Consider the following 24,040-nt stretch of genomic DNA (forward strand, 5'->3'; position numbering starts at 1 on the left):
TTCGACGGCGGCTGGTTTACACTGGCCGCCGTCTTTATTGCAGCGCATTACGTTAGATATACAACGCTACCTATTGCGCTGGCGCTTTCAATGGAACCGATGCTCAGTAATGAAAATCATCATTCTCGGCGCCGGCCAGGTCGGCGGCACCCTGGCGGAGCACCTCGCCCGCGAGGAAAATGACATCACCGTTGTCGATACCGACGCCAATAAGCTGCGCGAGCTGCACACCAAGCTCGATATTCGCACTGTCACCGGCGCGGGTTCCTACCCTATCGTTCTGCGGCAGGCTGGCTGCGAAGATGCTGACATGTTAATTGCGGTGACCAACAGCGACGAAGTCAACATGATCGCCTGTCAGGTCGCGCATACGCTGTTCCGCACGCCTACCAAAATTGCCCGAGTGCGCGCCACGCCCTACCTGACTCGCAAGGGGCTTTTTGCCCACGAAGCGATCCCCATTGATGTATTGATCAGCCCCGAACAGGTGGTCACCGATCACGTCCGCCGCTTGATTGAACACCCTGGTGCGTTGCAGGTGCTGGACTTTGCGGATGGCCTGGTGCAGCTAGTGGCGGTCAAAGCGGTGTATGGCGGGCCACTGGTGGGTCAGGACCTGGCCTTTTTGCGCAGTCATATGCCCAACGTGGATACTCGCGTCGCGGCTATTTATCGGCGTAACCGGCCCCTCATTCCCCGCGGCGACACGGTCATTGAAGCCGACGATGAGGTGTTTTTCCTTGCTGCCAGGAGAGACATTCGCGCGGTCATGAGCGAGCTTCGGCGAATCGAACGAGGCTTTCGCCGCGTAGTCATTGCGGGCGGCGGCAACATTGGCGAACGCTTGGCCGAACATCTGGAACACAGCCATCAGGTCAAGATTATCGAGCATAGCCTTGAGCGCTGTACCACGCTCTCCGAACGGCTTGACCGCACCGTCGTGCTTCACGGCAGCGCGACCAGCAAGCGGCTTCTGGAAGAAGAGAACATTGAAGACTGCGACATTTTCTGCGCGCTGACCAACGACGACGAAGTCAATATCATGTCGTCGCTGCTGGCCAAACGGCTGGGGGCCAAGAAGGTGCTTACGCTGATCAACAACGCCGCTTACGTAGACCTCGTTCAAGGTGGCGAGATCGATATCGCGATTTCGCCCCAGCAGGCCACCATTGGCAGCCTGTTAACCCACGTACGCCGAGGCGATATCGTCAATGTGCATTCACTACGTCGAGGAGCGGCAGAAGCCATTGAAGCCATTGCTCATGGCGACAAACACTCTTCGAAAGTTGTCGGCCGTACCGTTCGCGAGATCGGCCTGCCCGAGGGCACCACGATCGGAGCGATTGTGCGCGGCAAGGACGTCATTATCGCTCATGGGGATGTCACGGTGGAGAGCGGCGATCACGTGATTCTGTTTGTGATCGATAAGCGCCGCATCCGCGATGTCGAGCGTATGTTCCAGGTCGGTTTGACGTTCTTTTAGGAGCATGCACCTACCATGAGTCTGCGGGTCATTTTACGCATTTTAGGGCTGTTGCTGATGCTGTTCAGCCTGACGATGCTCCCCCCCATTTTGATTTCCCTGTGGTTTCGCGATGGGGTCTGGTACGCATTTATGATCGGTATCGCCATTACGGCGATCACCGGCTTAACCTTGTACCTACCCAACCGCCGTGCCCACAAAGAGCTACGCATCCGTGATGGTTTTTTAATCGCGGCGATGTTCTGGACGGTTCTGGCGCTGTTTGGTTCGCTACCGCTGATGCTGTTTGGCGATACGTCGCTGAGCATTACCGATGCGGTGTTTGAATCGTTTTCAGGCCTGACCACGACAGGCGCCACGGTGATTACAGGGATCGACTTTTTGCCCAAATCGATTCTCTACTATCGCCAGCAGTTGCAGTGGCTTGGCGGGATGGGGATTGTGGTGTTGGCCGTCGCGATTCTGCCTACGCTTGGTGTCGGCGGCATGGCACTCTACCGCACCGAAATTCCAGGGCCTCTGAAAGACTCCAAACTAACGCCACGCATTACCGAAACGGCCAAAGCGCTTTGGTACATCTACGCCACCCTCACCATGGCCTGCATGGTGGCCTATATGCTGGCCGGCATGGATTGGTTTGATGCCATAGGGCACAGTTTCTCTACCGTGGCGATTGGCGGTTTTTCTACTCATGATGCCAGCATCGGTTACTTCAACAGCGCAGCGATTGAGCTGATTTGCGCGGCTTTTATACTCATTTCCGCGTTCAGTTTTAGCCTGCACTTTATCGCCTGGCGTGAAAAGCGCTTGCTGCACTACTTCCAAGACCCGGAAGCACGCTTTTTAATGCTGTTTCTGGCAGGACTTGTCACGATTACCGCGATTACCCTGTGGCTGACACACACCTACGATACGCTAAGCGGCTTGCGCTACGCGCTTTTCGAGGTGGTGTCCGTCGCGACCACAGCAGGCTTTTCCGTCGCCGACTTCTCGGCCTGGCCTGGCGCTATCCCTTTTTTACTGTTTATTGCCGCCTTTGTGGGCGGCTGCTCCGGCTCAACAGCAGGGGGAATGAAGGTCATCCGGATTATCCTGATTCTCAAGCAGGGCATGCGCGAGGTTATGCGCTTGATCCATCCCAATGCGGTTATCGCGGTTAAAGTCGGCAAAGTGAGTGTACCCGACAGCATCGCCCAGGCCGTTTGGGGGTTCTTCTCCGCCTACGTCATGCTGTTCTTTTTAATGCTGATGGGCGTTATGGCGACCGGCGTGGATCAGGTCACCGCCTGGTCGACCGTGGGGTCAGCGCTTAATAACCTTGGCCCGGCACTCGGAGAAGCCAGCGGCAACTACGGCGAGCTACCTGATCTTGCCAAATGGATACTGGTGCTTGCCATGCTGCTGGGCCGCCTGGAAATTTTTACCGTGTTAGTGTTATTTACACCCGCTTTTTGGCGGCGCTAATTCGGATGATGCCGTTTACTATTTGAGTTGAGACACCTAATGACCCAAGACGACACCACCCCGCTAGCCACGGCGTCTGACGCACTACCCGCCACTAGCGGGCCGCTGAAAACGGTTACCGTGGGCGGTACTACCTACACTTTGCTGGGTACGGCGCACGTGTCGGCACAAAGTGCTGACGATGTAAAAATGCTGGCTGACAGCGGGCTGTATGACGCCGTAGCAATTGAGCTGTGCGACGCCCGCCATCACAGCATGACGAACCCGGATGCCATGGGTGAGCAGGACCTTTTCCAGGTATTCAAGCAGGGCAAAGCGGGCATGGTCGCGGCAAGCCTGGCACTGGGCGCTTTTCAACAGCGCATCGCTGAGCAGTCCGGCATTGAGCCAGGGGCCGAGATGCGCGCCGCGCTTGAAGAGTGCCGTAACCGTAACCTGCCGCTTTTACTGGTTGACCGCGATGTCGGGATAACGCTTAAGCGCATCTACCGCAACGTGCCCTGGTGGCAACGCTTTTCACTCTTTTCAGGCCTGATTGGCAGCGTACTATCGCGCCAGGACGTATCCAAGGAAGAGATCGAAAAGCTAAAAGAAGGCGATATGCTGGAAGCCACGTTTAGCGAGTTTGCCGCTGAATCGGAAGCCCTTTACACCCCGCTGATTCGCGAGCGCGACCGCTACATGGTGCTACGCCTTGCCGAACAGGCGCCGCCTGGGCGCTTCAAGAACGTATTAGTGGTGCTGGGTGCTGGCCACCTGAAAGGCACTGCTGAGCACCTGGAAGCACCATTACCCGAGAACCCAACGGTAGAACGCGAAGCGCTGGAAGCTTCACCGCCGCCCTCCAAACTCTGGAAAGCCTTGCCTTGGCTGATTACTACGCTGGTCATTACCGGCTTTGCCATTGGCTTCTCACGCAATACCGATTTGGGTTGGCAGTTGGTGCTGGAGTGGTTCTTGATCAACGGGATTCTGTCCGGCGGGGCGACCCTTATTGCGCTTGCTCACCCGGTCACCGTTATTACCACTTTCTTTGCCGCACCACTTACCTCGCTTAACCCAACGATTGGGGCCGGTTTTGTCGCCGCCGGGGTGGAGCTTTACATGCGCAAACCCAAGGTGCGCGACTTCGCTTCGCTACGTCAGGATGTCACCCACCTTAAAGGGTGGTGGAAAAACCGGGTGTCGCGCACGCTGCTGGTGTTTATCCTCGCCACGCTCGGCTCAGCCGTGGGCACTTGGGTCGCAGGCTTTCGAATTGTAGGTGCCTTGTTTGGTAGCGGCGCGGCGTGAGTACGCTTAAACGTTCGCCCTGGCAGGCGGATGCCTTGCTACTGCTGGTAACCATACTGGCGGCAGCCGGATGGATTTTCTCCAAGGAAGCGCTTGCCGGTATGCCGCCAATGCTGTTTATCGGCACACGCTTTTTACTGGCTGGGCTCATCCTGCTGGGCTTTGCCTGGCCCGCCTTAAGCGCCATGCCAGCACGGCGTATTCGGCGCGGTATTTTTGTGGGCTTTCTGTTTAGCGGCGCCATTGGCTTCTGGATCATGGGGCTTGCAACGTCAAATCACCTGGGCGAAAGTGCGTTTATCAATAGCCTGGGGATATTACTGGTGCCTATCGTTGCCAAGCTGCTGTTTGGCGATAGACCTCCACGCACCACCTGGATCGCCCTGCCCGTTGCCCTGCTGGGCTTCGCGTTGCTCTCCCTTAATGCTGGTTTCAAGGTAGAAACCAGCCAGCTTTTGATGGTCTGCGCAGCACTCTGCTTTGCGTTACTCATCAATATTAATACCCGCGTCGTGCGAAACGTAGCCGCCCTACCGCTCACCACACTTCAGCTGTTATCCGTGGGCACCGTACTAACCCTGGTGTCCTTTATGTTTGAGCGCCAGCCCGTGGCGCTTAACACGTCTATTCTGGGCTGGTTTATGGCCAGTGTTCTATTGGCAAGCGCCCTGCGGTTTTTCCTGCAAATTACCGCCCAGGGAATGACCACGCCAAGCCACGCCTCGGTGGTATTGATGCTGGAAGCGGTATGGACCGCATTATTTGCCGCTTGGTGGTTTGGCGAAGTCATGGCGCCGCTACAGCTACTCGGCTGCGGGCTAATTTTTACCGCCCTGCTGATTAACCGCTGGTACTGGGTGCGCAAGATACTCCTGCGCTGGCTACCCGGCGCTGCCCGCTAACGACGCTGTTACAACTCCTCTAGCCCTTCCTTGCGTGCCAAAAGGCGCGTCATTGCCTCAGTGGGTTCTGCAATTTTCTTGTAGAACCGGCTAGCGGCGTAGCTATCGTTAAACACATCGAAGTAGTCATCCAGCACGGCCGCCGCGTTGTTGTCGCCCCCTTGGCGCAACAGCTCAATGGCCACTTCTGCCGTACATAAATGCGCTTTCGAGGCGGGCTTACGCAGCCGGTAGCGGGTTTCGCGTTCGGTATGTAACGGCAATACCGGCAACGCATCCAGGTACGTACTCTTGCGAAACATGCGCCGTGCCTGCCGCCATGTACCATCCAGAATGATAAACACAGGAATACGTGATTCCTGTTTGGCGCTGTGTACGGCGTCCATTCCCACCACCCGGTCGGCATAATCGGGCTGGTCATCCGGGAAGATAACAAAGGGCACGTAGCGCGGGTCTGCCAAAAGCTCGGTTAACTGCGCATCCGGCGCTGTCCGATACCAGGTAAATACCTGCGTTTGCGCCAGCACGTCGCCAATCAAGCGGCCCGTATTGGTCGGCTTATGGTGCTCCAACGGATGCGTCAGCAGCCATACCTGGGCATGGCTTTCAGCCTTCACCTGGTACGGGCAAAGGCAGTTTAGCGCGGGCAAATTACAGCCCTCACAGCGTATGACAAAACTGCCCCGCGCCTTGAACTCTCGACGTGGTGGGCGAGGATGACCAGTGACAGAATCACATTCAGTTGAGGCAGGCATCCGCGCTCCAAAGGTCGTCAACAGGATGAAAAAGGGCGCAGAGTATAAAGCAGTGCTTGATCGTTGACGAATCCATCACCACCGTAAACCTTTTAAATTTTCATAGTTGACATAACAAACGTTTCGTCGCTAGAGTCTCGTCAACTTTTTATATAAAAATGGTTTACCAATGATCGCGACCGCTGCCCCACGCAATGACTGGACGCTTGAAGAAATCAACGCCCTGTTTGCCCTGCCGTTTAACGATTTGCTGTTCCAGGCTCAGCAGGTACACCGAGCGCATTTCGACCCTAACGCGGTCCAGGTATCAACCTTGCTGTCGATTAAAACCGGCGCCTGCCCCGAAGACTGTAAGTACTGCCCGCAATCGGGCCACTACACCACACAGCTTGAAAAAGAGAAGTTGTTGGAAATCGAAAAAGTGGTGGAACAGGCCCAGGCCGCTAAGCAAGCTGGCGCCAGCCGTTTCTGCATGGGCGCAGCCTGGCGCAGCCCCCGGGACAAGGACCTGCTCGTTGTCGAAGAGATGGTCCGCCAGGTAAAGGCGCTGGGGCTTGAAACCTGCATGACGTTGGGCATGGTCAACGACCAACAGGCTACCCGTTTGGCAACCGCCGGGCTGGATTACTACAACCACAACCTGGACACGTCTCCCGACTACTACGGCGAAATCATCACCACGCGCACCTACAGTGACCGCTTGGAAACCCTGGCGACTGTTCGTGAGGCGGGCATGAAGGTCTGCTCCGGCGGCATTTTGGGCATGGGGGAAGGTGCTCAGGATAGAAGCGCCCTGCTGCAACAGCTGGCCAAACTCAGCCCGCACCCGGAATCGGTGCCGATTAACATGTTGGTCAAAGTGCCCGGCACGCCACTTGAGAACGTGGAGGATCTCGACCCGCTGGAGTTTATCCGCGCCATTGCCGTCGCGCGGATCATGATGCCCCAAAGCCATGTACGGCTTTCCGCCGGGCGCGAGCAGATGAGCGAATCCACCCAAGCGCTGGCGTTTCTGGCCGGTGCCAACTCCATCTTCTACGGCGACAAGCTGCTAACGACCAGCAACCCCCAGGCCACGCGAGACCGGGCCCTGTTTGCCAAGCTAGGCCTGCATCCAGAAACGCGCGAAACCTGTGAAAGCGAGGCCGCGCAAAGTGAGCGCTTGGCTCAGCAGCAGCTTAACCAGCGCGTCGCTGAGCTTGCGGTGGATGCCAGTGTCTGAGGCGTGGCATCAACGTCTGGCCAATGCGCGGTCGGTTCGTCAGCACGCCCAGCAGTGGCGCACTCGGCGTACCCGACAGCCACACCTGGTGAACTTCGCAGACAATGATTATCTTGGCCTGGCAACCGACCCTCGCGTTCAGGCAGCCCAAGCCGAAGGCGCTCGCCGATTTGGCGCCGGGGCTGGCGCATCGCATCTGGTGAACGGCCACCACGCGATTCACGATACCCTGGAAGACGCCCTGGCAGCTTGGACAGGCCGCGAGCGAGCCGTGCTGTTCTCCACCGGCTATATGGCAAACCTGGGCGTGCTACAGGCGCTTGCCGATACCCACACGGCCATTTTTCACGACCGGCTCAATCACGCCTCACTGCTGGATGGAAGTGCGCTGAGCGGCGCCCGCTCGCGGCGCTACCACCATAACGATAGTGACGACTTGAGCCGCCTGCTGGCACGCAGCCGCTGTACCCACAAGCTAGTGGTTAGCGACGGTGTCTTTAGCATGGATGGCGATGTGGCCGACATTGAAGCGCTGGTGCGGGTAAGCCAACAGCATGCTGCCTGGCTAATGATTGATGATGCCCACGGTATTGGCGTTATAGGTAATAACGGCAGCGGCTGTGTGGGCACACGCTGGGGAAGTAACCAGGTGCCGATTCTGGTCGGTACACTGGGCAAAGCGCTGGGCACGGCCGGTGCGTTTGTTGCAGGCGATGCACAGTTGATCGACCATCTGACCCAGTTCGCCAGAAGCTATATCTATACCACCGCACAACCGCCCGGCGTTAGCGCCGCGACGCTGGAAGCGCTTGCGATTGTCCAGCGCGAGCCCGAGCACCGCCTGCGCCTTGCGCGTCATATAGACTACTTTCGTGAAGAGGCTCTACGGCTGAACCTGCCGCTGGGTGAATCGCGCACGCCCATTCAACCGCTGTATCTGGGAGGCGAGTCGCGCGTGCTGCAGTGGGCCGAACAGCTGTATCAAGCGGGAATTGACGTTGGCGCAATTCGTCCACCCACCGTGCCCAAAGATGAGTCTCGCCTGCGCATTACGCTCAGCGCTCGCCATTCGCGTAGTGATATCGACCGGCTTCTCGAAACGCTGGCGGCCTGCCACTTGGAGGCATTATGACGCGCTTGGTACTGCTTTCAGGCTGGGGAATTGACCGGCGCATCTGGCGGCCGCTGCACCCTTACTGGCCCGCCAACGTCGAGGTCGCCGCCGTTGATTGGCCTGGTTACGGCGAGGTTCCTGCACTGCCTGCCAACGCTTCCCTGAGTGAGCTTGCCACGGCCATGGCAAGCCGTCTGCCCAGCGATGCGGTTTGGGTCGGATGGTCGCTGGGCGGCCTGCTGGCGACGGCGCTGCTTGATTATCTTCCTGCGCCCCAGGGGCTACTACTGCTGGGAGCAGGTGCCAGGTTCTGCACGCCGGATAGCGCGACGTCAGCAGCGCTTGCCGACTTCCAGGCCATCTTTGCGCACCGTGGCGATGCTGCGTGGCGTCACTTTCTGCGCTGGCAGGCTCAAGGAGAGCCCGCTCCGTATCAGGTTCACGCACAGCTGCGTGCCCTGCTTGGCAGTACGCCCCCGGCAGACCGCACCACGCTTTCTGCAGGCCTTCACTGGCTGGCCACACTGGATAATCGTCGACGCCTAAACACGTCGCCATGCCCAGTGGTTCATCTCGTGGGCGAGCATGACCCGCTGATCAGCGCTATTGAGTGCCAGCGGACGCTAACACTTGAACGCGGCGGCCACTGCCCAATGCTCTCGCAACCAGCGCGTTTGGCGTCACTGCTCGCCGCTCAAGCCACTGCGCTATCTGCCAGGGAAATGGCATGAGTTCGATCCCCCCTCAGTTACGGCGGCCCAGCGCCGACTGGCAGGCCCGAGTGGCGCACGCTTTCTCCCGGGCAGCACCGCAATACGATGCACTGGCCAGCGCCCAACGCCATATCGGTGAAACGCTATGGAACGACTTGCCATCTGAGGCTAGCCATATACTCGACCTGGGCTGCGGTACTGGCTATTGGTCGCAGCGACTAGCCGAACGCTACCCCCATGGACACGTCACGGGGCTGGACATTGCGCCGGGCATGCTGGAGCACGCTCGCTCGCGCCACGGCGACCACATTGCCTGGCAGCCAGGCAGTGCCGAGTCGTTGCCCATCCCTTGCTACCTATTCGACCTGGTGTTTTCCAACCTGGCCATTCAGTGGTGTCGCGACACTCTGGCCGTTATGCAGTCGCTGTATCGAGTGCTGGCGCCAGGCGGCCTGGCGTACATCAGTACGCTATTACCCGGCACGTTGGCCGAAGTGGCTTTCGCCTGGCAGCGCTCAAGCGCGCTGTTAACGACGCCCTCCTACCGCCTGGTTAACGGTGCTATTCACAAAAGCGGCCTGCGCTGCACTCACCAAGCGACCCGCGTGGAAACCTTCTTTTATCCTGACATCAAGGCCGTTATGGCTTCCATCAAGGGGGTTGGCGCACAAGTGGCCAGGCCCAACGCCATGCTCACCCGGGCGGACCTGGCAGCGGCTGCCACGCGCTTTGAGCAGCTTCGTAAGCGCCAAGGGCTTCCGATCAGCTATCACTGCCTGAACCTGCAGCTGGAGAAACCCCGATGAAGCGCTTTTTTGTTACCGGCACCGACACCGATGCGGGAAAAACGCTGGTCGGGAGCGCGCTTCTTTATGCCGCCCGATGCCAGCAGTTGAGCACCTTAGGGCTTAAGCCCATCGCCTCTGGCAGTTCACTAACGACGAAAGGGCTGCGCAATGGCGATGCGCTGGCACTGCAGCAGCAGTGTGAACCGCCGGTTGACTACGCCACGGTTAACCCAATGGCCTTTGAGCCTGCGATAGCACCTCACCTGGCCGCACAGGAGGCAGGCCAGATGCTAAGCGTGTCTGAGGTTGCCCACTGGCTGCGTGACACCCTTGGCCAGACGCCGAGGGCGTTCACTCTGATTGAGGGTGCGGGCGGCTGGCGCGTGCCGATCAACGAACAGGAGGATTTTGCCGACATCGCCATCGCGCTGAGGCTGCCGGTGATCCTGGTGGCTGGTTTAAAGCTCGGCTGCCTGAACCATGCCCGCTTAGCGGCCGACGCCATTCGCGCCGATGGTCTGACGCTTGCGGGCTGGGCAGGCAGTGTGATTGACCCCGCCTTTGCGGCGGATACTACCCGTTTCACGGCCAACATGGCCCACCTTAACGCCAGGCTGGCAGCGCCCTGCCTGGGCATTGTGCCGCATTTGACAACGCCCGATGCGGCCACCGCCCACCGCTATCTCTCGTTGGAGGCATTATGAACTCGCCAGTCTGGCACCCCTACGCACACCTTAAAACCCAACCGCCCGCCCCCCGGGTGGTCGGCGGTAGCGGCGCCTATTTTGAGTTGGAAAGCGGCGAGCGCCTGCTGGATGCTACCTGCTCCTGGTGGTGCATGATTCACGGTTACGGCCATCCGCGCCTGGTGGCGGCCATTCGCGAGCAGGCGGAAACACTCTGCCATGTGATGCTCGGCGGGCTCACCCATGACCCCGCCGACCAGTTGGCGCGTGAGCTGGTGCGCGTCACGCCCGACGGGCTTAATCACGTCTTCTACTCTGACAGCGGCTCGGTAGGCATGGAGGTGGCGATGAAAATGGCGCTGCAGTACCACGTGCTTACTGGACAACCCAAAAAGCGCAAAATGCTCTCGCTAATGAAGGCCTATCACGGAGATACCACGGGCTGCATGGCCGTGTGCGACCCAGAAGAAGGCATGCACAGCTTGTTTTCAAGCCTGCTGCCCCAGCACCATTTTGCGCCTGCGCCAACCGCTCCTTTTAACGCAACGCAAGCGCAGGTCGCCGCCGATTTAGATGCGCTAGGCGAGGTGCTTGAGCGTCACCATCAGGACATTGCTGCGCTGCTGATGGAGCCGCTGCTGCAGGCTGCGGGTGGGCTGAACATGACCTCCCCGAACTACTTGCGCGGCGCCCGGGCCCTGTGTGACGCATTTAACGTGGTGCTGATCTTTGATGAGGTTGCCACGGGGTTTGGCCGCACCGGCAAACTATTTGCCGCCGATCACGCCAACGTTAGCCCCGATATCATGGTGCTTTCCAAAGGGCTAACTGGCGGCTATTTGGGCCACGCCGCCACGCTTGCGACCGACCGCATTCACGACGCTTTTATCGGTGACAGCGCACAGCACGCTTTTATGCACGGCCCAACGTTTATGGGCAACCCCTTGGCGTGCCGGGTAGCGCTGGAAAGCCTGGCGGTATTTGAAGAGGAAAACTATCCTGGCAAAATAGCGCTCTTAAACCGGTTACTGTGCCGCGCCTTACTGGAGGATCAAGCGCTCATGGCGCACCCAGAGGTTGCCGATGTACGCGTACTGGGCGCCACGGCCGTTATTGAAGCGCACTCGGAAGCAGCGTTAACAGGCGTTGCCACATTTGCTCGCGAGCAGGGTGTTTGGCTACGCCCGATTGGGCGCTGGCTATATACCATGCCCGCCTATATTACTTCTGAGCAGCAGCTAACCCACATTACTGATGTCATGAAGGCCTGGTTTCTGAAATCGTCACCCCGCTTGTCAGGCTAAAGCGTTAAGGCAGTGTTAGCGCGCCTTCTCTTTTCCAGCGCTCTACCAGCGCGGGCACGCCTTCCCCGGCAGTGGCATTAATCGCCAGTACACCGGGTGGGCTTAAGGCATCGGCATCCGGGTCAACCAGTGCGCAGGGCGTGTCGTAGTCGATATACGAGAGCAGTGAGGCGGCGGGCATCACCGCAAGCGAGGTTCCGACGACCAGCAAAAAATCCGCTTGGCTGGCTAGTTCGCAGGCCTCTTCAAACAGCGGCACGGCCTCGCCAAACCAGACCACGTCAGGGCGCAGCTGGCTGCCCTTATCGCACAGATCACCCAACGCAATACCGCCTTTAACGAGCGGATAGCGCATGCACTCATCCGCGCTGGAGCGGGCATTTAAAATTTCGCCATGCAAATGGATCACATCGCTGGAACCTGCCCGCTCATGTAGGTCATCAATATTTTGAGTGATAACGGTGACCTTGAACCCCGCCTGCTCCAGGCTTGCCAGCGCCCTGTGCGCGGCATTGGGTTGGGCACTGCGAATCTGCTCTCGGCGCTGATCATAAAACGTCAGTACGCGTTGGGGGTCGCGCTGCCAGCCTTGCGGCGTTGCCACCTCTTCAACCGGGTGGTCTTCCCATAAGCCATCACTTGCGCGGAATGTCTTGATACCACTTTCGGCGCTGATCCCCGAGCCGGTAAATACCACCAGATGGCGCGCTGTCGTCATGATTACCTCGCTGCTTTACCGCGGTTACTGTTCAGCGTCTACAAAGCGCTGCTCGTTTCCATAAGGGTACACGTCAATGATACGGCCATCGACAATGGCCTGCTGTAGGCCCTGCCAGTAGCTAACCTCAAACAGCTCCGGGTGAAGCTGTGTAAACACCCGCAGCCGCTCCGGGTTAGCAAACATGAATGGGCCAAACTCCTCGGGAAAGATATCGTTCGGACCAATGGAGAAGCTTTCATTTCCACCGCTCAGGTAATCGTCACCACTCGAGGCCGGGATAGCGCGAAAGTGGCACTCAGTGAGGTAACACACCTCATCGTAGTCGTAAAAAATCACCCGCCCCTGGCGCGTAACGCCAAAGTTTTTGAGCAGCATATCGCCTGGGAAAATATTGGCGGCGGCCATCTGCTTTATGGCATCGCCATAGTCCTTGAGCACCGCTAACTGCGCCTCATCGTCACACTGCTCCAGGTAGATATTCAGCGGCGTCATCATGCGCTCGGTATAGCAGTGTTTGATGACGACTTTCTCGCCTTTCAGCGACACGGTAGAGGGGGCAACTTCCAACAGGTGAGCCAAGCATTCCGGGTCGAAATGGTCGTTATGCACGGTAAAGTTAGAAAATTCCTGAGTATCGGCCATGCGGCCTACCCGGTCGTGGCGCTTCACCAAATGATACTTTTCGCGCACGATATCAGGTGTCACGTCCTTGGCAGGGTCAAAGGTGTCTTTAATGATCTTGAATACCGTACGCGCACTCGGCAGTACAAACACGGCCATCACCATCCCACGCACGCCGGGGGCGATAATAAACACATCCTCGCGCTTGGCGACCTGCTGATTAAGCGCGCGAAAGAACTCGGTTTTACCATGTTTAAAAAAACCAATGGCCGCGTAAAGCTCACCGGCTGGCTTATGGGGCATTAAGCGCTGCAGGTAACCCACACACTCATTCGGCACCGCGACATCCACCTGAAAATACGCCCGGCTGAACGAGAAAATAATGGCTACATCGTCAGGCGTAATCAGTACGGTATCCAGATGAAGCTGGGGGATGCCCTCAGTGTTCTGCTCGGCATGCTCCTGGTGGCGTACTGGCAAGACCAGTGGCACTTGTTCCCCGTCGCCGGTGATTCGCCCCACCAGGTATGCCCCTTTATTGCGGTAAAAAACGCTGTGAAGCAGCTCTATAGCGGCGTCCCTGGCCTGCCATATAGTGTCTGGCAACGTTTTGTTTAATAGTGCGGCACCCAAGCGAGTATCTCGTGCCATATCGGCAAACGGGTTGTGCAAGGCAGCGCCTTCCAGTGCCCAGCGCAGAGCCGCCAGCCAATCCCCATCAATTGAACGGCGTCGGCATAACTCAATGCCTGAACGGTGCGCGGCCTTCTTTCGTGAGCTGATAACAAACATCCATTCATTGCGAATATGGCGATGCTTGAAAATGGCGCAAAAGAGCGAGTTAAAAAAAGTTTCGGCCAGTTCAACGTCCAGCCGCGGACGAATTAGCTCGGCATAGTGGCTACGTGCTTCACGCCAGACCTCGCAATGGGTTAATAACTCATTTGAAAATGTACGCTTGAGACGTTCAACCGCGTCATCCACCTGCTGCTGATAGAGATTAATCCGCGCAATGGACGCTTGCTGACTCTCCCGCCAGGCACCTTCTTGAAAGCGGCGCTGTGCATCCAGGGTGATCGCTTTAAAGCGGGTACGGTACGCTTCAAAGCCATGCAAAATGGTCGCGGCCAAGCGATAGGCAGGCGTGGTGTTCACAAGCGGGACTCTTGTCGCTTTTTGATCAGCCTATAGGATGAAACGCCATGAAGCCATTCAGCAAAGGCGCTTTATTGAGTGAGTGAGTAGCCTCTTCACGCCGTGCGGCATAAGCGCTAATCAGCGACCAAAAAATTTTTCGTTGCGCCCGGGGCGGCTGCGTCGCCTTCAAGTACCTTGTCTTCAAATACGCCGTCTTCACTGCGATCTTTTAATTTAACGCCCGATATTTTCAGCTTACGGGCGTCTTTAAGCAGTAAAAAAAGCCGCCGGGCTGCCTCCGCCATGTTCAAGCCCGCTGGGCGCACGTTGGAAATGCAGTTGCGCCGGTCATCCTTAAGCCCCGGCTCGGGCGCCCAGGTCATGTAAAGCCCGAGGCTATCCGGCGAGCTAAGCCCGGGCCGCTCACCAATCATCACCAGCACTGCGTCGGCATTGAGCAGCGCGCCAATTTCATCACCAATCGCCACCCGGCCCTGCTCGACGATAGCGAGCGGCGCTAACTGCCACGCAGCGTTGTCCTGCTCAAACTGCTGATACAGCGCTTTTAAAAATGGCTGGCTGTTCTGCTGGACCGCCAGAGCAGAAAGTCCATCGACGATCACCACAGCCAGATCCACGCGTGATGGCGACGTTTGGGCATTGTGTAAGCGCTCCCGCGAACCATCATTCAACCGGCGGCCAACATCGGGGCGCTGGAGATACATGGCGCGGTCCTCCACTTGGCTGTGCAAGCGAAGCGGCTCATGTTCAAGCACAAAGGCTTCTTGCAACTGCTGAGCCAGCGCCTCGACATCCAGCGGGGCATGCACCGCATCCTGCGCCTGAGCGTGGGCCAATTGAAACTCCAGCAGCTTACCGGTAGGCAGGCTGACGCCCGCCCGGCCCAAGCCGATACGCGCATCGGTAAATGCACGCAGCCGTTCCCAAGGGTTCTCTACAACAATAGGCGTTGGGTTAGATGTCATGGCGTGGCTCCCTAGGCAAGTGGCGCAGGCTGTTAGCGAACGCGGCGGGCACCTGGTCGTTTAGCGTGTGTGTTTTCACATCGTTGAAAATCTGCATCTCATCAAGCCAGCGCTCAAACTCCGGCGCGGCCTTTAGCCCAAGCACGCGGCGGGCGTAGAGCGCGTCGTGAAACGAGGTGGTCTGATAATTGAGCATAATGTCGTCAGACCCCGGAATGCCCATCACGAAATTACAGCCCGCCACGCCCAACAGGGTCAGCAGGTTGTCCATATCGTTCTGGTCGGCTTCAGCATGGTTGGTGTAGCAAACATCACAACCCATGGGCACGCCCAAAAGCTTGCCGCAGAAATGGTCCTCAAGCCCGGCCCGGGTGATCTCTTTACCATCGAACAAGTACTCGGGGCCGATAAACCCCACCACCGTATTGACCAACAACGGGCTGAATTTGCGCGCCACCGCGTAGGCACGTGCCTCGCAGGTTTGCTGGTCAAGCCCATGATGAGCATCCGCGGAGAGCGAACTGCCCTGGCCAGTTTCAAAGTACATGACGTTGCGCCCCACCGTGCCCCGATTAAGCGACTGGGCAGCCGCTTCGGCTTCGGCCAACGTGCTTAAATCAAACCCGAAGCTACGGTTGGTGGCTTCAGTACCGCCTATCGACTGAAACACCAGGTCTACCGGGGCGCCCTGCTCAATGGCTTCCAGCGTGTTGGTCACATGGGTAAGCACGCAGGACTGGGTGGGAATCTGGTACTTCTGAATCACGTCATCCATTAAGCGCATCAGCTTCACGCTTTGAGCCACGTTATCGGTGGCCGGATTAATCCCGATGACCGCGTCGCCGCTGCCATAGAGCAGGCCATCCAGAATACTCGCCGCAATGCCGGTGACATCGTCCGTCGGGTGGTTGGGCTGTAGCCGGGTAGAAAGCCGCCCGGGCAGGCCGATGGTATTACGAAAAGCCGTGGTAACTCGGCACTTTCTGCCCACCAGAATCAGATCCTGATTGCGCATCAGTTTGCTGACCGCCGCGGCCATTTCTGGCGTAATGCCTGGGCGAACGGCGGTGAGCACTTCTGAAGTTGCCTGATCCGAGAGCAGCCAGTTACGAAAATCCCCTACCGTTAAATGCCGAAGGGGCGCAAAGGCCTCGGCGTCATGCTCATCGATAATCAGCCGGGTGATTTCATCGTCTTCGTAGGGGATCAGTGCGTCGTTCAAGAAGGTGGTCAACGGCAGTTCCGCCAACACCATCTGTGCCACCACGCGCTCCTCAGCGCTTTCGGCAATTACACCCGCTAAACGATCGCCCGAGCGCGCCGGGGTCGCTTTGGCCATCAGTTCGGCAAGGCTTTTAAAGCGATAATGGCGGCTGCCTACTGTCGTTTGAAAGGTCTGGGCCATGGTGTTTACCTGCCGCGCGTTGGATATCCTGAATTCACCATAGCGCTTTTGAGATCGTTACGCCCAATGCATTTCCCTCCCCCTTCTTCCGCCTTCAAGGTAATAACTAACTGCTCCAAACAGCGTGCCTTAAACGCCAAATGGGCTGCGCAGCTACTGGCCTACTCAATACAAGCGCTGAGATTTTTCCTGGCTGAATTAATGCGCGCTTTCTAATTGCCTTCATATTGTTATATTATCACATAACATAAACCATTTAGAGGCGTGCTAGTAATGACTGCGTTTTCTCCCCTGCCCGTTACCGTGCTGTCGGGCTTTCTGGGTGCTGGTAAAACCACCGTGCTCAATCATATCCTCGCCAACCGTGAAGGCCTTCGTGTGGCGGTGATTGTGAACGATATGAGTGAGGTGAACATCGACGCCGCGCTGGTGCGCGGTGGCCCAGGCGAGCCAACGCTTGAGAGCGAAGTCGCACTTAATCGCTCAGAAGAACGCCTTGTCGAGATGAGCAATGGGTGCATTTGCTGCACGCTGCGCGAAGACCTGCTTATCGAAGTCAACCAGTTGGCAAAGGAAGGAAAATTCGATTATCTGGTCATTGAGTCGACCGGTATTTCCGAACCCTTGCCAGTGGCTGAAACGTTTACCTTTGAGGATGAGGACGGCCAAAGCCTTTCCCATATCGCCCGGTTGGATACGCTGGTAACGGTCGTTGATGGTGCCAATTTTCTTGCCCAATACCGTGAAGCGCAAAGCCTGGCGGAAGCAGGAGAAAGTCTCGGCGAAGAGGATGAACGTAACGTTGCCGACCTGCTGGTGGATCAGATCGAGTTCTGCGATGTATTGCTGATTAGTAAAACGGATTTAATTAGCGAAAAAGAGCTGGAGGCACTAAAAGCCATTTTGCACTCCCTCAACCCCGATGCCGAGCTGGTGCCTATTCGCCAAGGCGGCGTGCCGCTTAATAAAGTGCTAAATACTGGCAGGTTTGACTTTGAACGCGCTCAGCAGGCGCCGGGCTGGTTAAAAGAGATGCGTGGCGAGCACGTACCCGAAACCGAAGAGTACGGCATCGGAAGCTTTGCTTATCACGCCCGCCGCCCATTTCACCCGGCCAAATTTCACGACCTGCTGCATTCCGAGTGGTTTGGCGAGGGTTTATTGCGCTCGAAAGGTTTTTTCTGGCTGGCCACTCGCCCTCAGTGGGCCGGGCAGTGGAGCCAGGCAGGCGGCATCGCCCATCACGGCATGGCCGGTATGTTCTGGAAGGCGGTTCCTGAAGAGCGCTGGCCAACTGACCCGGAGTACCGCCAATTCATCACCGAGAAGTGGGAAGAGCCGTTTGGGGATATGCGCCAGGAACTGGTGTTTATCGGCCAAGGTCTGGATAAAGCCTGCATGCGTGACGCACTGGATGCCTGCTTACTCAGCGAAGGTGAGCTACTGGAAGGCATGGAGATGTGGAAAACGCTGCCTGACCCCTTCCCCGCGTGGGAATAAATCTGCTTGCAAGCGCCAAGGCCTCAGGTATCGACCTGAGGCCTTTTCTATTGCGCTTATTATCAGTGTTTTTACACGCTTCGGGGCTTTCTGGAAGCCGCCCAGCGCAGCGCATCAATAATCGCAATAATGATCAAGCTGCCGCCCAATACCGGTAAGGCGCCCCCTAAAAGCGTTAGGATGGCGAGCAGGCCCAACTGAGCGGGCAAGCCCAGCATGATAAACAGCGCGGTCATGGTTTGTGCCTTATTCACCGTGGTGTTTTTAACGCGCTGCCACCACATCCGATAACCCCACACAATAAGAAACACCAGGGCCGCTGCAAATAGCGCCAGCACCAGCTGGTTAAGCAGGCCAAACAGTACGCCCATATGTAAATCAATACCCCAGCGCGTTAGCTTTGCCGCCAAGGGAAACGTTGAAAAATCCGTTTGTTCAAGAATACGCATATCGCTTGGGTTCAGTGCGACCTGGTCTACCTGGGTAGGCCAGCGGCGGTCAATTTCAGTCACACGCCACGCTCGGCCTTCGCTGGCAGGCGGTTCTAGCTGGATTCTACCTGCCAGTAGTCCTGCACTCCTGGCTGCCGCAAGCGCCTGGTCGAACCCTTCCGGGCTTACAAAATCTCCGGCTTCGGGGGCGCTGCTCACACCATGGTCGGCATGCATGTCGTGATGGGCATGGGAATCATGGCTCATTGCATCCCCTAGCGCGGGAAGCACGGTCGATACACTTGGCGTACCCCAGCCCCACGCCTGTCTTAATTCGCCAATATTGCCACCGGCCCATTGCGACCAGGTAAGTCCCGTGGCTGAGAAAAACAGCAGCCCGACGAGCGCAAAAACACCTACGGTTGCGTGCAAGCGCCTTGCCGCCATACGCGGGCCTGGGCTTTTAAGCGTTTTACGTCGCGCTAACCAAAGCACCAGGCCCAGCAGCGCAATGATCCATAACCATGACGCCGCTAGTTCGCTGTACAAACGCCCTATATCACCTAACAGCAAACCACGGTGAAACTGATCAAGCGCCGTGCGAAACGGCAATATGCCGCTGGTGCCGTACACCGTCATGTCGCCTTTTACGTCAAGCGTTGCCGGGTCTATAAAAATAGCCCGATGCTCGGAGGGTCCAAGCGCTGGATCAGCAAACATAACACGCGTGGTACTGTGCGCATCCGGTGCGGGGCGAACCGCGGCGGGTAGCGTGTCCTGGCCTATCACCCACTGCGCCGTTTCAATTTGCCGTGCCAGCGGCTGCGGTGCATCTTGGGTACTTACTGTTAAGGCATCACGGTAAAGCCACGATTCCACCGAAGGTGTGAAAACGTAGACAATACCGCTTAAGGCGGCCACCAGGATAAAGGGACCTACCAACAGCCCCACATAAAAGTGCATTCGCATTAATAGCGCAAAGAGAATTTTTCCATTTCGCCGGGGCAGCGTTGGATCGGTTTTTTTTGAGGACATGCTTATCATTTCCCAAGAGATATTAAACAATGTGTTTTATCGGCATGACGTATATGCAAAGGATTATTGATCTTTAAAAAAGCTAACGATTAAAACGCTACAAACATCTTCTAAAATCATTCATATAAAGTGTGCGGTTATAGGTTGCATAAGGCTCAGCGATTTAAGGAATCTACCGTTAACGGATAATTTTATGGTTACACAGTACCGGGCTGGTACAATCACGCTTCTTGTTAACCCCGTGAGAGCTGAATTTGATGCCACAGTCTCGCTCAGCACGCTTACCCTACTATCGCGTTACATTAGCGATGGCGTGGGTAGCCATGTGCCTGTTATTTACGGGGCCGCTCATTTCTCAGTTCCAGGCCAGTCATCACGACCATGGCCACCATGCTCACAGCCACAACCACAGCAGCAGCCATCACCACAATGCGGATGCTGAACATCATCACCCTACGGATGAACACGCCGAGCACCCTGTAGCGCATCCCCCTCCCGATACGGCTACTGGCCGCGCGCTTTCCAGCACGCTGTCAGACTGGCACAACCAGTGTGGCTACTGTGAGCTGTGGCAACACAGCCCGTCGCTCTCTATTGCGTTACCCGCCCTTGCCCACGAAGCCTTCGTTGCGCTGGACGGCGCATTTCTAACGCTCCAGACCGGTGCGTTTTTTCAGTACAACTATCCGCATGCGTTAACTCGCGGGCCGCCTTCTTTGATCTTCGAGCATTTAAAAACATCGACGCGAACAGTGTTAATAGTAACGCGTAAAAGCAAAAAAGAAATAGGGCTGTTAGGCTTTTTAAAAGCATAACAAGGCCCGTCTTTAGTGCGCCTTAATATTTAAAAAAATACGACGAATATCTTTTAAGCTCATCCCTTAACAACAAGACAGCTCGACACTTACTGCTATACGTTAAAATCATTAACAGCTTTGCTACTCTTTTTAATAAGCATCCGGTTAACTCATTTTTTTATCACCGCACTTGAGCCATTACATCCAAGAAGGCGCTCAGGAACGCAAAACGGGGTGCCATTAGGCACCCCGGTGGCGATTTTTCTGAAAGCGGTATTACTCAAGGGATAATGCGTTCTGCGCGCAGGCGGGTGAACAGATCAAAAAACGCGCCACGGGTTTCGCGGAAGTGGTCAAAGCCGAAATCGCGTGACTTGGTCACATCGTTGACGCACTCAAGCTCACGACCAAGGTCGGCATCAGAGTGCCACCAGGAAGCTAGCCTGGTCACATCGGCTTCAACAAGGTCATGCTTTTCAGCAATGTCGGCCCAGATTGGCGCGCTATCGGCCATTTGTGTTTCCAGCGGCAGCGGCGTTTCCGGGCAATCGGCCACCTCCAGTTCGAAGAACTCGCCTATTTCACGCCACATCCGGCGCCAGCGGAAAACGTCACCGTTAACGGTGTTGAACGCTTCGTTGTGCGCACCTGGAGTAGTGGCCGCCCACTCCAACTGGCGCGCCAGCACCAACGCATCGGTTAGGTCGGTCAGTGAGTTCCACTGAGTCTGCGAGCCTGGAAAGGTAAACGGCTTGCCGGTTGCTTTGCAGATAGACGCGTAAACCGCCAGCGTCACGCCCATGTTCATGGCGTTACCCAGGGTATAGCCGATCACGGTATGCGGGCGGTGCACGTTCCAGCTGAAGCCGTCACGCTCGGCGGCGGCGAACAGGGTGTCTTCAAGGGCGTAGTAGAAGTTATCACCCGGTACGCGCGGCGCGGATTCGCGAAATGGCGTTTCAGTTTTGCCGCTGCCGTAGCTCTCAAAAGAGCCCAGGTACTGCTTGGTGCCGGTTACCAGCGAGACATGCTTGATTTTCGCGCCCAGCAAGGCATCCAACAGGTTCTGCATCATCGCGCCGTTGGCCTCGACATTGGCCTTTTCGCTATCGCGCTTGACCCAGGTGCAGTAGAACACGTGCGTGATGGGTAAATCGGTCAGAGCTTTCTCGGTCGCTTCGCGATCCAGCAGATCAACGGCAACAGGGATAACACCGGTCTGGGTAGTGGCGCGGCGTGATAAACCATAAACAGTCCAGCCGCTGGCATTAAGATAGCTTGCCAGGTTACCGCCAGTGATTCCTGTCGCGCCTACGACAAGCGCGTTGCCTTTACGCATTATTGACTCCTTATCCAAATGAGATAACTCGCATCAATCCAGCGAGTGTTGACAAAGTGAGTTCTAAAATCGACGAACGCTGGGCTCGTATCGGTTGAGGCTTATTCTGGACAGCAGCTAAAGTTGCTACAATTGGAAAAACCGCAAATCTTTATTGCTGTAGGCGCAACTCAATGGATCTCAATGCATTACGTGTTTTCGAGCGCGTTGCCGCGACCGGCAGCTTTACCGCCACGGCTCGTCATTTTCATCGCGCGGTGTCGTCTATCTCGCGCCAAATTGCGTCCCTGGAAGAATCGTTGGGTCAGCAACTGCTCTATCGGCACACGCGGGCAGTGACGCTGACCGAAGCCGGTGAGCGCTACTATCAAGACGTGCGAGGCATCCTTGAACAGCTCGACCTGGCGACCGAAGCGCTGACAGCGCCAAATGCCGAGCCTTCCGGAGTGCTGCGCTTAAACGCGCCGGTCGCCTTTGGTCAGCGTCAAATCATGCCAATTCTGCATCGCTTTCAGCAGCGCTACCCGGCGGTCAACGTCGAGTTAATGCTGACCGATCAATTAACCGACCCGGTACGCGAGGGCATCGATATCACCTTTCGCGTAGGTGAGCTTGCTGACACTACGCTGGTGGCACGCCGCTTGGCCCCGATGAATTACGTGGTGGCCGCCGCGCCGAGCTATTTGCACAATGCAGGCACGCCGAATACGCCTGATGACCTGGCTCAGCACAGCTGCCTACTTTACCAGGGTGAAATGGGTCGCCAGCGCTGGTACTTCCACCACCCCAAACAGCGCCAACCGCTGACCTGCAAGGTGGATGGCCCGCTTTGTAGCAATGATGCCGAAAGCCTGGTACAAGCAGCGCTCATGGGGCACGGGCTTGTCATGTTTCCGACTTGGCTAATAGCCGATGAGTTGGCCTCGGGAAAACTGCTACCCGTGCTTGAAGCGTGGCGCTGCGAGGTGGCCCCCGGCAGGCGCGATATTCATGTACTGTACGCGCAGCGGCGCCTGCATACGCGAAAGGTAAGCGCCTTTTTGGATCATCTGTTTGAAATGGTGGGTCCAGCTCCCGCGTGGGATAACTGGCGTGAAAGGCGCTTGCCCGATGAACGTACTTAGTGGCAACACTTAGCGAACGTACGTAGCGAAAGCACTTTGCGAATGCACGTAGCGTTGAACCACGCGATTTTTACACTTTTTTGATGAATAGCTAATTTAGTCGTTTATCTATATAACTACGCCCACTCTCTTATACGAGTTCCTTTTGATGTTTCACTTCATCGTTGCCATACCCTGCCTGATGGTTATTGCCCGTTTCCTGGTGCCGCTGCGTTGGCCGTTATGGGTCAAGATTGCCCTTAGCGCGTTACTGCTGCTCGTGTCACAGCACCACCTGCTGACGTTTTTGGCCTTTGGCAGCATGTTTTCCCCCGAGGTACCCAGAAGTATGGTGCTGATGATCAACTGGCTGTTCGGCACCGTTCTTTTCCTGGCGCTGTTACAACTCATCGTTGATGCGGTAACACTTCTTTTAATGGCAGCAAAAAGGCGGCGACTTAAAATCCCTGCCTCGTTACGTTATGCGATCGGGATCATCGCGCTGGCAATCGCAGCCTTTGGGGTCAACCAGGCAGTACGCGTACCGCCCATGAAGGAGGTTGAAGTAACCATTACTGGGCTGCCCACGCAGTTTGACGGGTATCAAATAATTCATTTAACCGACCTGCATATCAGCCGGTTATTTGAGGCGCCATGGGTTAAAGCGGTGGTCACCAAAACCAACGCCTTGGCGCCTGATTTAATCGTAATTACCGGCGACCTGATCGACGGCGACCTTGAAACCCGACGGATGGATGTAGCACCGCTTCAAGCGCTTTCGGCGCCGGATGGCGTTTATGCAAGCCCCGGCAACCATGAATATTACTTTGGGTACGAGCAGTGGATGGCGCATTACCAGTCACTTGGTATGCAGACGCTGGCCAATCAACATGCTGTGATCACACGAGACGACGCCCACCTGGTACTTGCTGGCATCACCGATTTAAGGGCGCCGCGCACCGGCTGGCCTGCGCCGGATGTAGACGAGGCAATCGCTGGTGCTCCCGCTAGCGCGCCGATTATCCTGCTTGACCACCAGCCTTTTGATGCCACCAGGGCAGCTGCCGCCGGGGTTGATGTGCAGCTTTCCGGCCACACCCACGGCGGCATGATTTGGGGGTTTGATCGTATTGTGGCCTTGGCCAATAACGGTTTTGTCTCGGGCTTTTACGATGTTGACGGAATGACGCTTTACGTCAATAACGGCACCGGGCTCTGGCCTGGCTTTGCACTGCGCTTAG

Annotated in this window: 21 protein-coding genes; 14 read left to right on the top strand and 7 right to left on the bottom strand. The window is 56.8% G+C overall.

Annotation, left to right across the window (positions count from 1 at the left end; translation table 11 throughout):
• The first annotated feature begins 109 nt into the window (after window positions 1–109).
• Genes trkA through ACT3TJ_RS14035 form a run of 4 tightly spaced genes read left to right on the top strand, consistent with a single transcriptional unit; the run spans window position 110 to window position 5,142 of the window.
• Window positions 110–1,483 carry a Trk system potassium transporter TrkA gene (gene trkA / locus ACT3TJ_RS14020; protein WP_172118600.1) on the top strand — a complete coding sequence of 458 codons (1,374 nt, stop codon included), beginning with the start codon at window positions 110–112 and terminating at the stop codon, window positions 1,481–1,483.
• 15 nt (window positions 1,484–1,498) lie between these two features.
• Entirely contained in the window at window positions 1,499–2,947 is a 1,449-nt protein-coding gene (locus tag ACT3TJ_RS14025; RefSeq protein WP_172118599.1) for a TrkH family potassium uptake protein, read from the top strand.
• 39 nt (window positions 2,948–2,986) lie between these two features.
• Entirely contained in the window at window positions 2,987–4,240 is a 1,254-nt protein-coding gene (locus tag ACT3TJ_RS14030; protein WP_444622300.1) for a TraB/GumN family protein, read from the top strand.
• Entirely contained in the window at window positions 4,237–5,142 is a 906-nt protein-coding gene (locus ACT3TJ_RS14035; RefSeq protein WP_193055264.1) for a DMT family transporter, read from the top strand. Before ACT3TJ_RS14030 ends, ACT3TJ_RS14035 begins: the two co-directional genes overlap by 4 nt.
• A gap of 8 nt (window positions 5,143–5,150) precedes the next feature.
• Here the strand turns inward: ACT3TJ_RS14035 and ACT3TJ_RS14040 are convergent, their stop codons facing one another.
• A complete protein-coding gene (locus tag ACT3TJ_RS14040; protein WP_444622299.1) occupies window positions 5,151–5,897 on the bottom strand; it encodes a tRNA-uridine aminocarboxypropyltransferase in 747 nt (248 codons plus the stop codon).
• Between the two features lie 169 nt (window positions 5,898–6,066).
• On the opposite strand from ACT3TJ_RS14040, the gene bioB reads away from it, so the two are divergent.
• The 6 genes from bioB to bioA are packed head-to-tail and all read left to right on the top strand — an operon-like array spanning window position 6,067 to window position 11,724.
• Window positions 6,067–7,119 (top strand): biotin synthase BioB, encoded by a 1,053-nt coding sequence (gene bioB / locus ACT3TJ_RS14045; protein ID WP_444622298.1) that lies wholly within the window; start codon window positions 6,067–6,069, stop codon window positions 7,117–7,119.
• The gene (bioF, locus tag ACT3TJ_RS14050) at window positions 7,106–8,251 is read left to right on the top strand and encodes an 8-amino-7-oxononanoate synthase (protein WP_444622297.1); all 1,146 of its coding nucleotides are present in this window, start codon (window positions 7,106–7,108) and stop codon (window positions 8,249–8,251) included. Before bioB ends, bioF begins: the two co-directional genes overlap by 14 nt.
• Window positions 8,248–8,964: an alpha/beta fold hydrolase gene (locus ACT3TJ_RS14055; protein WP_444622296.1), complete on the top strand. Its 717-nt coding sequence runs from the start codon at window positions 8,248–8,250 to the stop codon at window positions 8,962–8,964. Before bioF ends, ACT3TJ_RS14055 begins: the two co-directional genes overlap by 4 nt.
• On the top strand, window positions 8,961–9,752 hold the full coding sequence (locus ACT3TJ_RS14060) for a methyltransferase domain-containing protein (RefSeq protein ID WP_172118593.1): 792 nt from the start codon (window positions 8,961–8,963) through the stop codon (window positions 9,750–9,752). Before ACT3TJ_RS14055 ends, ACT3TJ_RS14060 begins: the two co-directional genes overlap by 4 nt.
• The gene (gene bioD, locus ACT3TJ_RS14065) at window positions 9,749–10,438 is read left to right on the top strand and encodes a dethiobiotin synthase (RefSeq protein WP_444622295.1); all 690 of its coding nucleotides are present in this window, start codon (window positions 9,749–9,751) and stop codon (window positions 10,436–10,438) included. The genes ACT3TJ_RS14060 and bioD overlap by 4 nt, the downstream gene beginning before the upstream one ends.
• Window positions 10,435–11,724, top strand: coding sequence for an adenosylmethionine--8-amino-7-oxononanoate transaminase (gene bioA, locus ACT3TJ_RS14070; RefSeq protein ID WP_444622294.1), 1,290 nt, complete (start codon window positions 10,435–10,437; stop codon window positions 11,722–11,724). Before bioD ends, bioA begins: the two co-directional genes overlap by 4 nt.
• A 4-nt stretch (window positions 11,725–11,728) precedes the next feature.
• Here the strand turns inward: bioA and ACT3TJ_RS14075 are convergent, their stop codons facing one another.
• The 4 genes from ACT3TJ_RS14075 to ACT3TJ_RS14090 all read right to left on the bottom strand — a co-directional run bounded on the left by ACT3TJ_RS14075 (window position 11,729) and on the right by ACT3TJ_RS14090 (window position 16,594).
• Window positions 11,729–12,442: an SIR2 family NAD-dependent protein deacylase gene (locus ACT3TJ_RS14075; RefSeq protein WP_444622293.1), complete on the bottom strand. Its 714-nt coding sequence runs from the start codon at window positions 12,440–12,442 to the stop codon at window positions 11,729–11,731.
• A gap of 24 nt (window positions 12,443–12,466) precedes the next feature.
• The gene (gene aceK, locus ACT3TJ_RS14080) at window positions 12,467–14,221 is read right to left on the bottom strand and encodes a bifunctional isocitrate dehydrogenase kinase/phosphatase (protein WP_444622292.1); all 1,755 of its coding nucleotides are present in this window, start codon (window positions 14,219–14,221) and stop codon (window positions 12,467–12,469) included.
• A 116-nt stretch (window positions 14,222–14,337) separates the two neighbouring features.
• Window positions 14,338–15,189, bottom strand: a complete 852-nt coding sequence (eutC, locus tag ACT3TJ_RS14085) for an ethanolamine ammonia-lyase subunit EutC (RefSeq protein WP_444622291.1) — start codon at window positions 15,187–15,189, stop codon at window positions 14,338–14,340.
• On the bottom strand, window positions 15,179–16,594 hold the full coding sequence (locus tag ACT3TJ_RS14090; RefSeq protein WP_444622290.1) for an ethanolamine ammonia-lyase subunit EutB: 1,416 nt from the start codon (window positions 16,592–16,594) through the stop codon (window positions 15,179–15,181). The genes eutC and ACT3TJ_RS14090 overlap by 11 nt, the downstream gene beginning before the upstream one ends.
• A gap of 273 nt (window positions 16,595–16,867) precedes the next feature.
• On the opposite strand from ACT3TJ_RS14090, the gene zigA reads away from it, so the two are divergent.
• On the top strand, window positions 16,868–18,094 hold the full coding sequence (gene zigA / locus ACT3TJ_RS14095; RefSeq protein ID WP_444622289.1) for a zinc metallochaperone GTPase ZigA: 1,227 nt from the start codon (window positions 16,868–16,870) through the stop codon (window positions 18,092–18,094).
• A gap of 71 nt (window positions 18,095–18,165) precedes the next feature.
• Here the strand turns inward: zigA and ACT3TJ_RS14100 are convergent, their stop codons facing one another.
• Window positions 18,166–19,560: a PepSY-associated TM helix domain-containing protein gene (locus ACT3TJ_RS14100; RefSeq protein WP_444622288.1), complete on the bottom strand. Its 1,395-nt coding sequence runs from the start codon at window positions 19,558–19,560 to the stop codon at window positions 18,166–18,168.
• A 257-nt stretch (window positions 19,561–19,817) separates the two neighbouring features.
• Between ACT3TJ_RS14100 and ACT3TJ_RS14105 the strand changes: the two genes are divergently transcribed.
• Entirely contained in the window at window positions 19,818–20,375 is a 558-nt protein-coding gene (locus ACT3TJ_RS14105; protein ID WP_444622287.1) for a DUF2946 domain-containing protein, read from the top strand.
• A gap of 262 nt (window positions 20,376–20,637) precedes the next feature.
• Here ACT3TJ_RS14105 and ACT3TJ_RS14110 read toward each other — a convergent pair whose 3' ends face one another.
• Window positions 20,638–21,696 (bottom strand): SDR family oxidoreductase, encoded by a 1,059-nt coding sequence (locus ACT3TJ_RS14110; RefSeq protein WP_444622286.1) that lies wholly within the window; start codon window positions 21,694–21,696, stop codon window positions 20,638–20,640.
• Between the two features lie 173 nt (window positions 21,697–21,869).
• Between ACT3TJ_RS14110 and ACT3TJ_RS14115 the strand changes: the two genes are divergently transcribed.
• Both ACT3TJ_RS14115 and ACT3TJ_RS14120 read left to right on the top strand, forming a co-directional pair.
• The gene (locus ACT3TJ_RS14115; RefSeq protein ID WP_444622285.1) at window positions 21,870–22,820 is read left to right on the top strand and encodes a LysR substrate-binding domain-containing protein; all 951 of its coding nucleotides are present in this window, start codon (window positions 21,870–21,872) and stop codon (window positions 22,818–22,820) included.
• Window positions 22,821–22,968: 148 nt separating this feature from the next.
• The coding region (locus tag ACT3TJ_RS14120; protein WP_444624386.1) for a metallophosphoesterase at window positions 22,969–24,040 on the top strand (1,072 nt) is incomplete at its 3' end.

Origin of the sequence: Halomonas sp. AOP30-A1-24 (genome assembly GCF_052378165.1) — a bacterium.
Classification (GTDB): domain Bacteria; phylum Pseudomonadota; class Gammaproteobacteria; order Pseudomonadales; family Halomonadaceae; genus Vreelandella; species Vreelandella citrativorans.

Coding starts and splice junctions, on each gene's coding strand:
- trkA (WP_172118600.1), top strand. CDS start 110: ATGAAAATCATCATTCTCGGCGCCGGCCAGGTCGGCGGCACCCTGGCG.
- ACT3TJ_RS14025 (WP_172118599.1), top strand. CDS start 1,499: ATGAGTCTGCGGGTCATTTTACGCATTTTAGGGCTGTTGCTGATGCTG.
- ACT3TJ_RS14030 (WP_444622300.1), top strand. CDS start 2,987: ATGACCCAAGACGACACCACCCCGCTAGCCACGGCGTCTGACGCACTA.
- ACT3TJ_RS14040 (WP_444622299.1), bottom strand. CDS start 5,897: ATGCCTGCCTCAACTGAATGTGATTCTGTCACTGGTCATCCTCGCCCA.
- bioB (WP_444622298.1), top strand. CDS start 6,067: ATGATCGCGACCGCTGCCCCACGCAATGACTGGACGCTTGAAGAAATC.
- bioF (WP_444622297.1), top strand. CDS start 7,106: ATGCCAGTGTCTGAGGCGTGGCATCAACGTCTGGCCAATGCGCGGTCG.
- ACT3TJ_RS14055 (WP_444622296.1), top strand. CDS start 8,248: ATGACGCGCTTGGTACTGCTTTCAGGCTGGGGAATTGACCGGCGCATC.
- ACT3TJ_RS14060 (WP_172118593.1), top strand. CDS start 8,961: ATGAGTTCGATCCCCCCTCAGTTACGGCGGCCCAGCGCCGACTGGCAG.
- bioD (WP_444622295.1), top strand. CDS start 9,749: ATGAAGCGCTTTTTTGTTACCGGCACCGACACCGATGCGGGAAAAACG.
- bioA (WP_444622294.1), top strand. CDS start 10,435: ATGAACTCGCCAGTCTGGCACCCCTACGCACACCTTAAAACCCAACCG.
- ACT3TJ_RS14075 (WP_444622293.1), bottom strand. CDS start 12,442: ATGACGACAGCGCGCCATCTGGTGGTATTTACCGGCTCGGGGATCAGC.
- eutC (WP_444622291.1), bottom strand. CDS start 15,189: ATGACATCTAACCCAACGCCTATTGTTGTAGAGAACCCTTGGGAACGG.
- ACT3TJ_RS14090 (WP_444622290.1), bottom strand. CDS start 16,594: ATGGCCCAGACCTTTCAAACGACAGTAGGCAGCCGCCATTATCGCTTT.
- zigA (WP_444622289.1), top strand. CDS start 16,868: ATGACTGCGTTTTCTCCCCTGCCCGTTACCGTGCTGTCGGGCTTTCTG.
- ACT3TJ_RS14100 (WP_444622288.1), bottom strand. CDS start 19,560: ATGTCCTCAAAAAAAACCGATCCAACGCTGCCCCGGCGAAATGGAAAA.
- ACT3TJ_RS14105 (WP_444622287.1), top strand. CDS start 19,818: ATGCCACAGTCTCGCTCAGCACGCTTACCCTACTATCGCGTTACATTA.
- ACT3TJ_RS14110 (WP_444622286.1), bottom strand. CDS start 21,696: ATGCGTAAAGGCAACGCGCTTGTCGTAGGCGCGACAGGAATCACTGGC.
- ACT3TJ_RS14115 (WP_444622285.1), top strand. CDS start 21,870: ATGGATCTCAATGCATTACGTGTTTTCGAGCGCGTTGCCGCGACCGGC.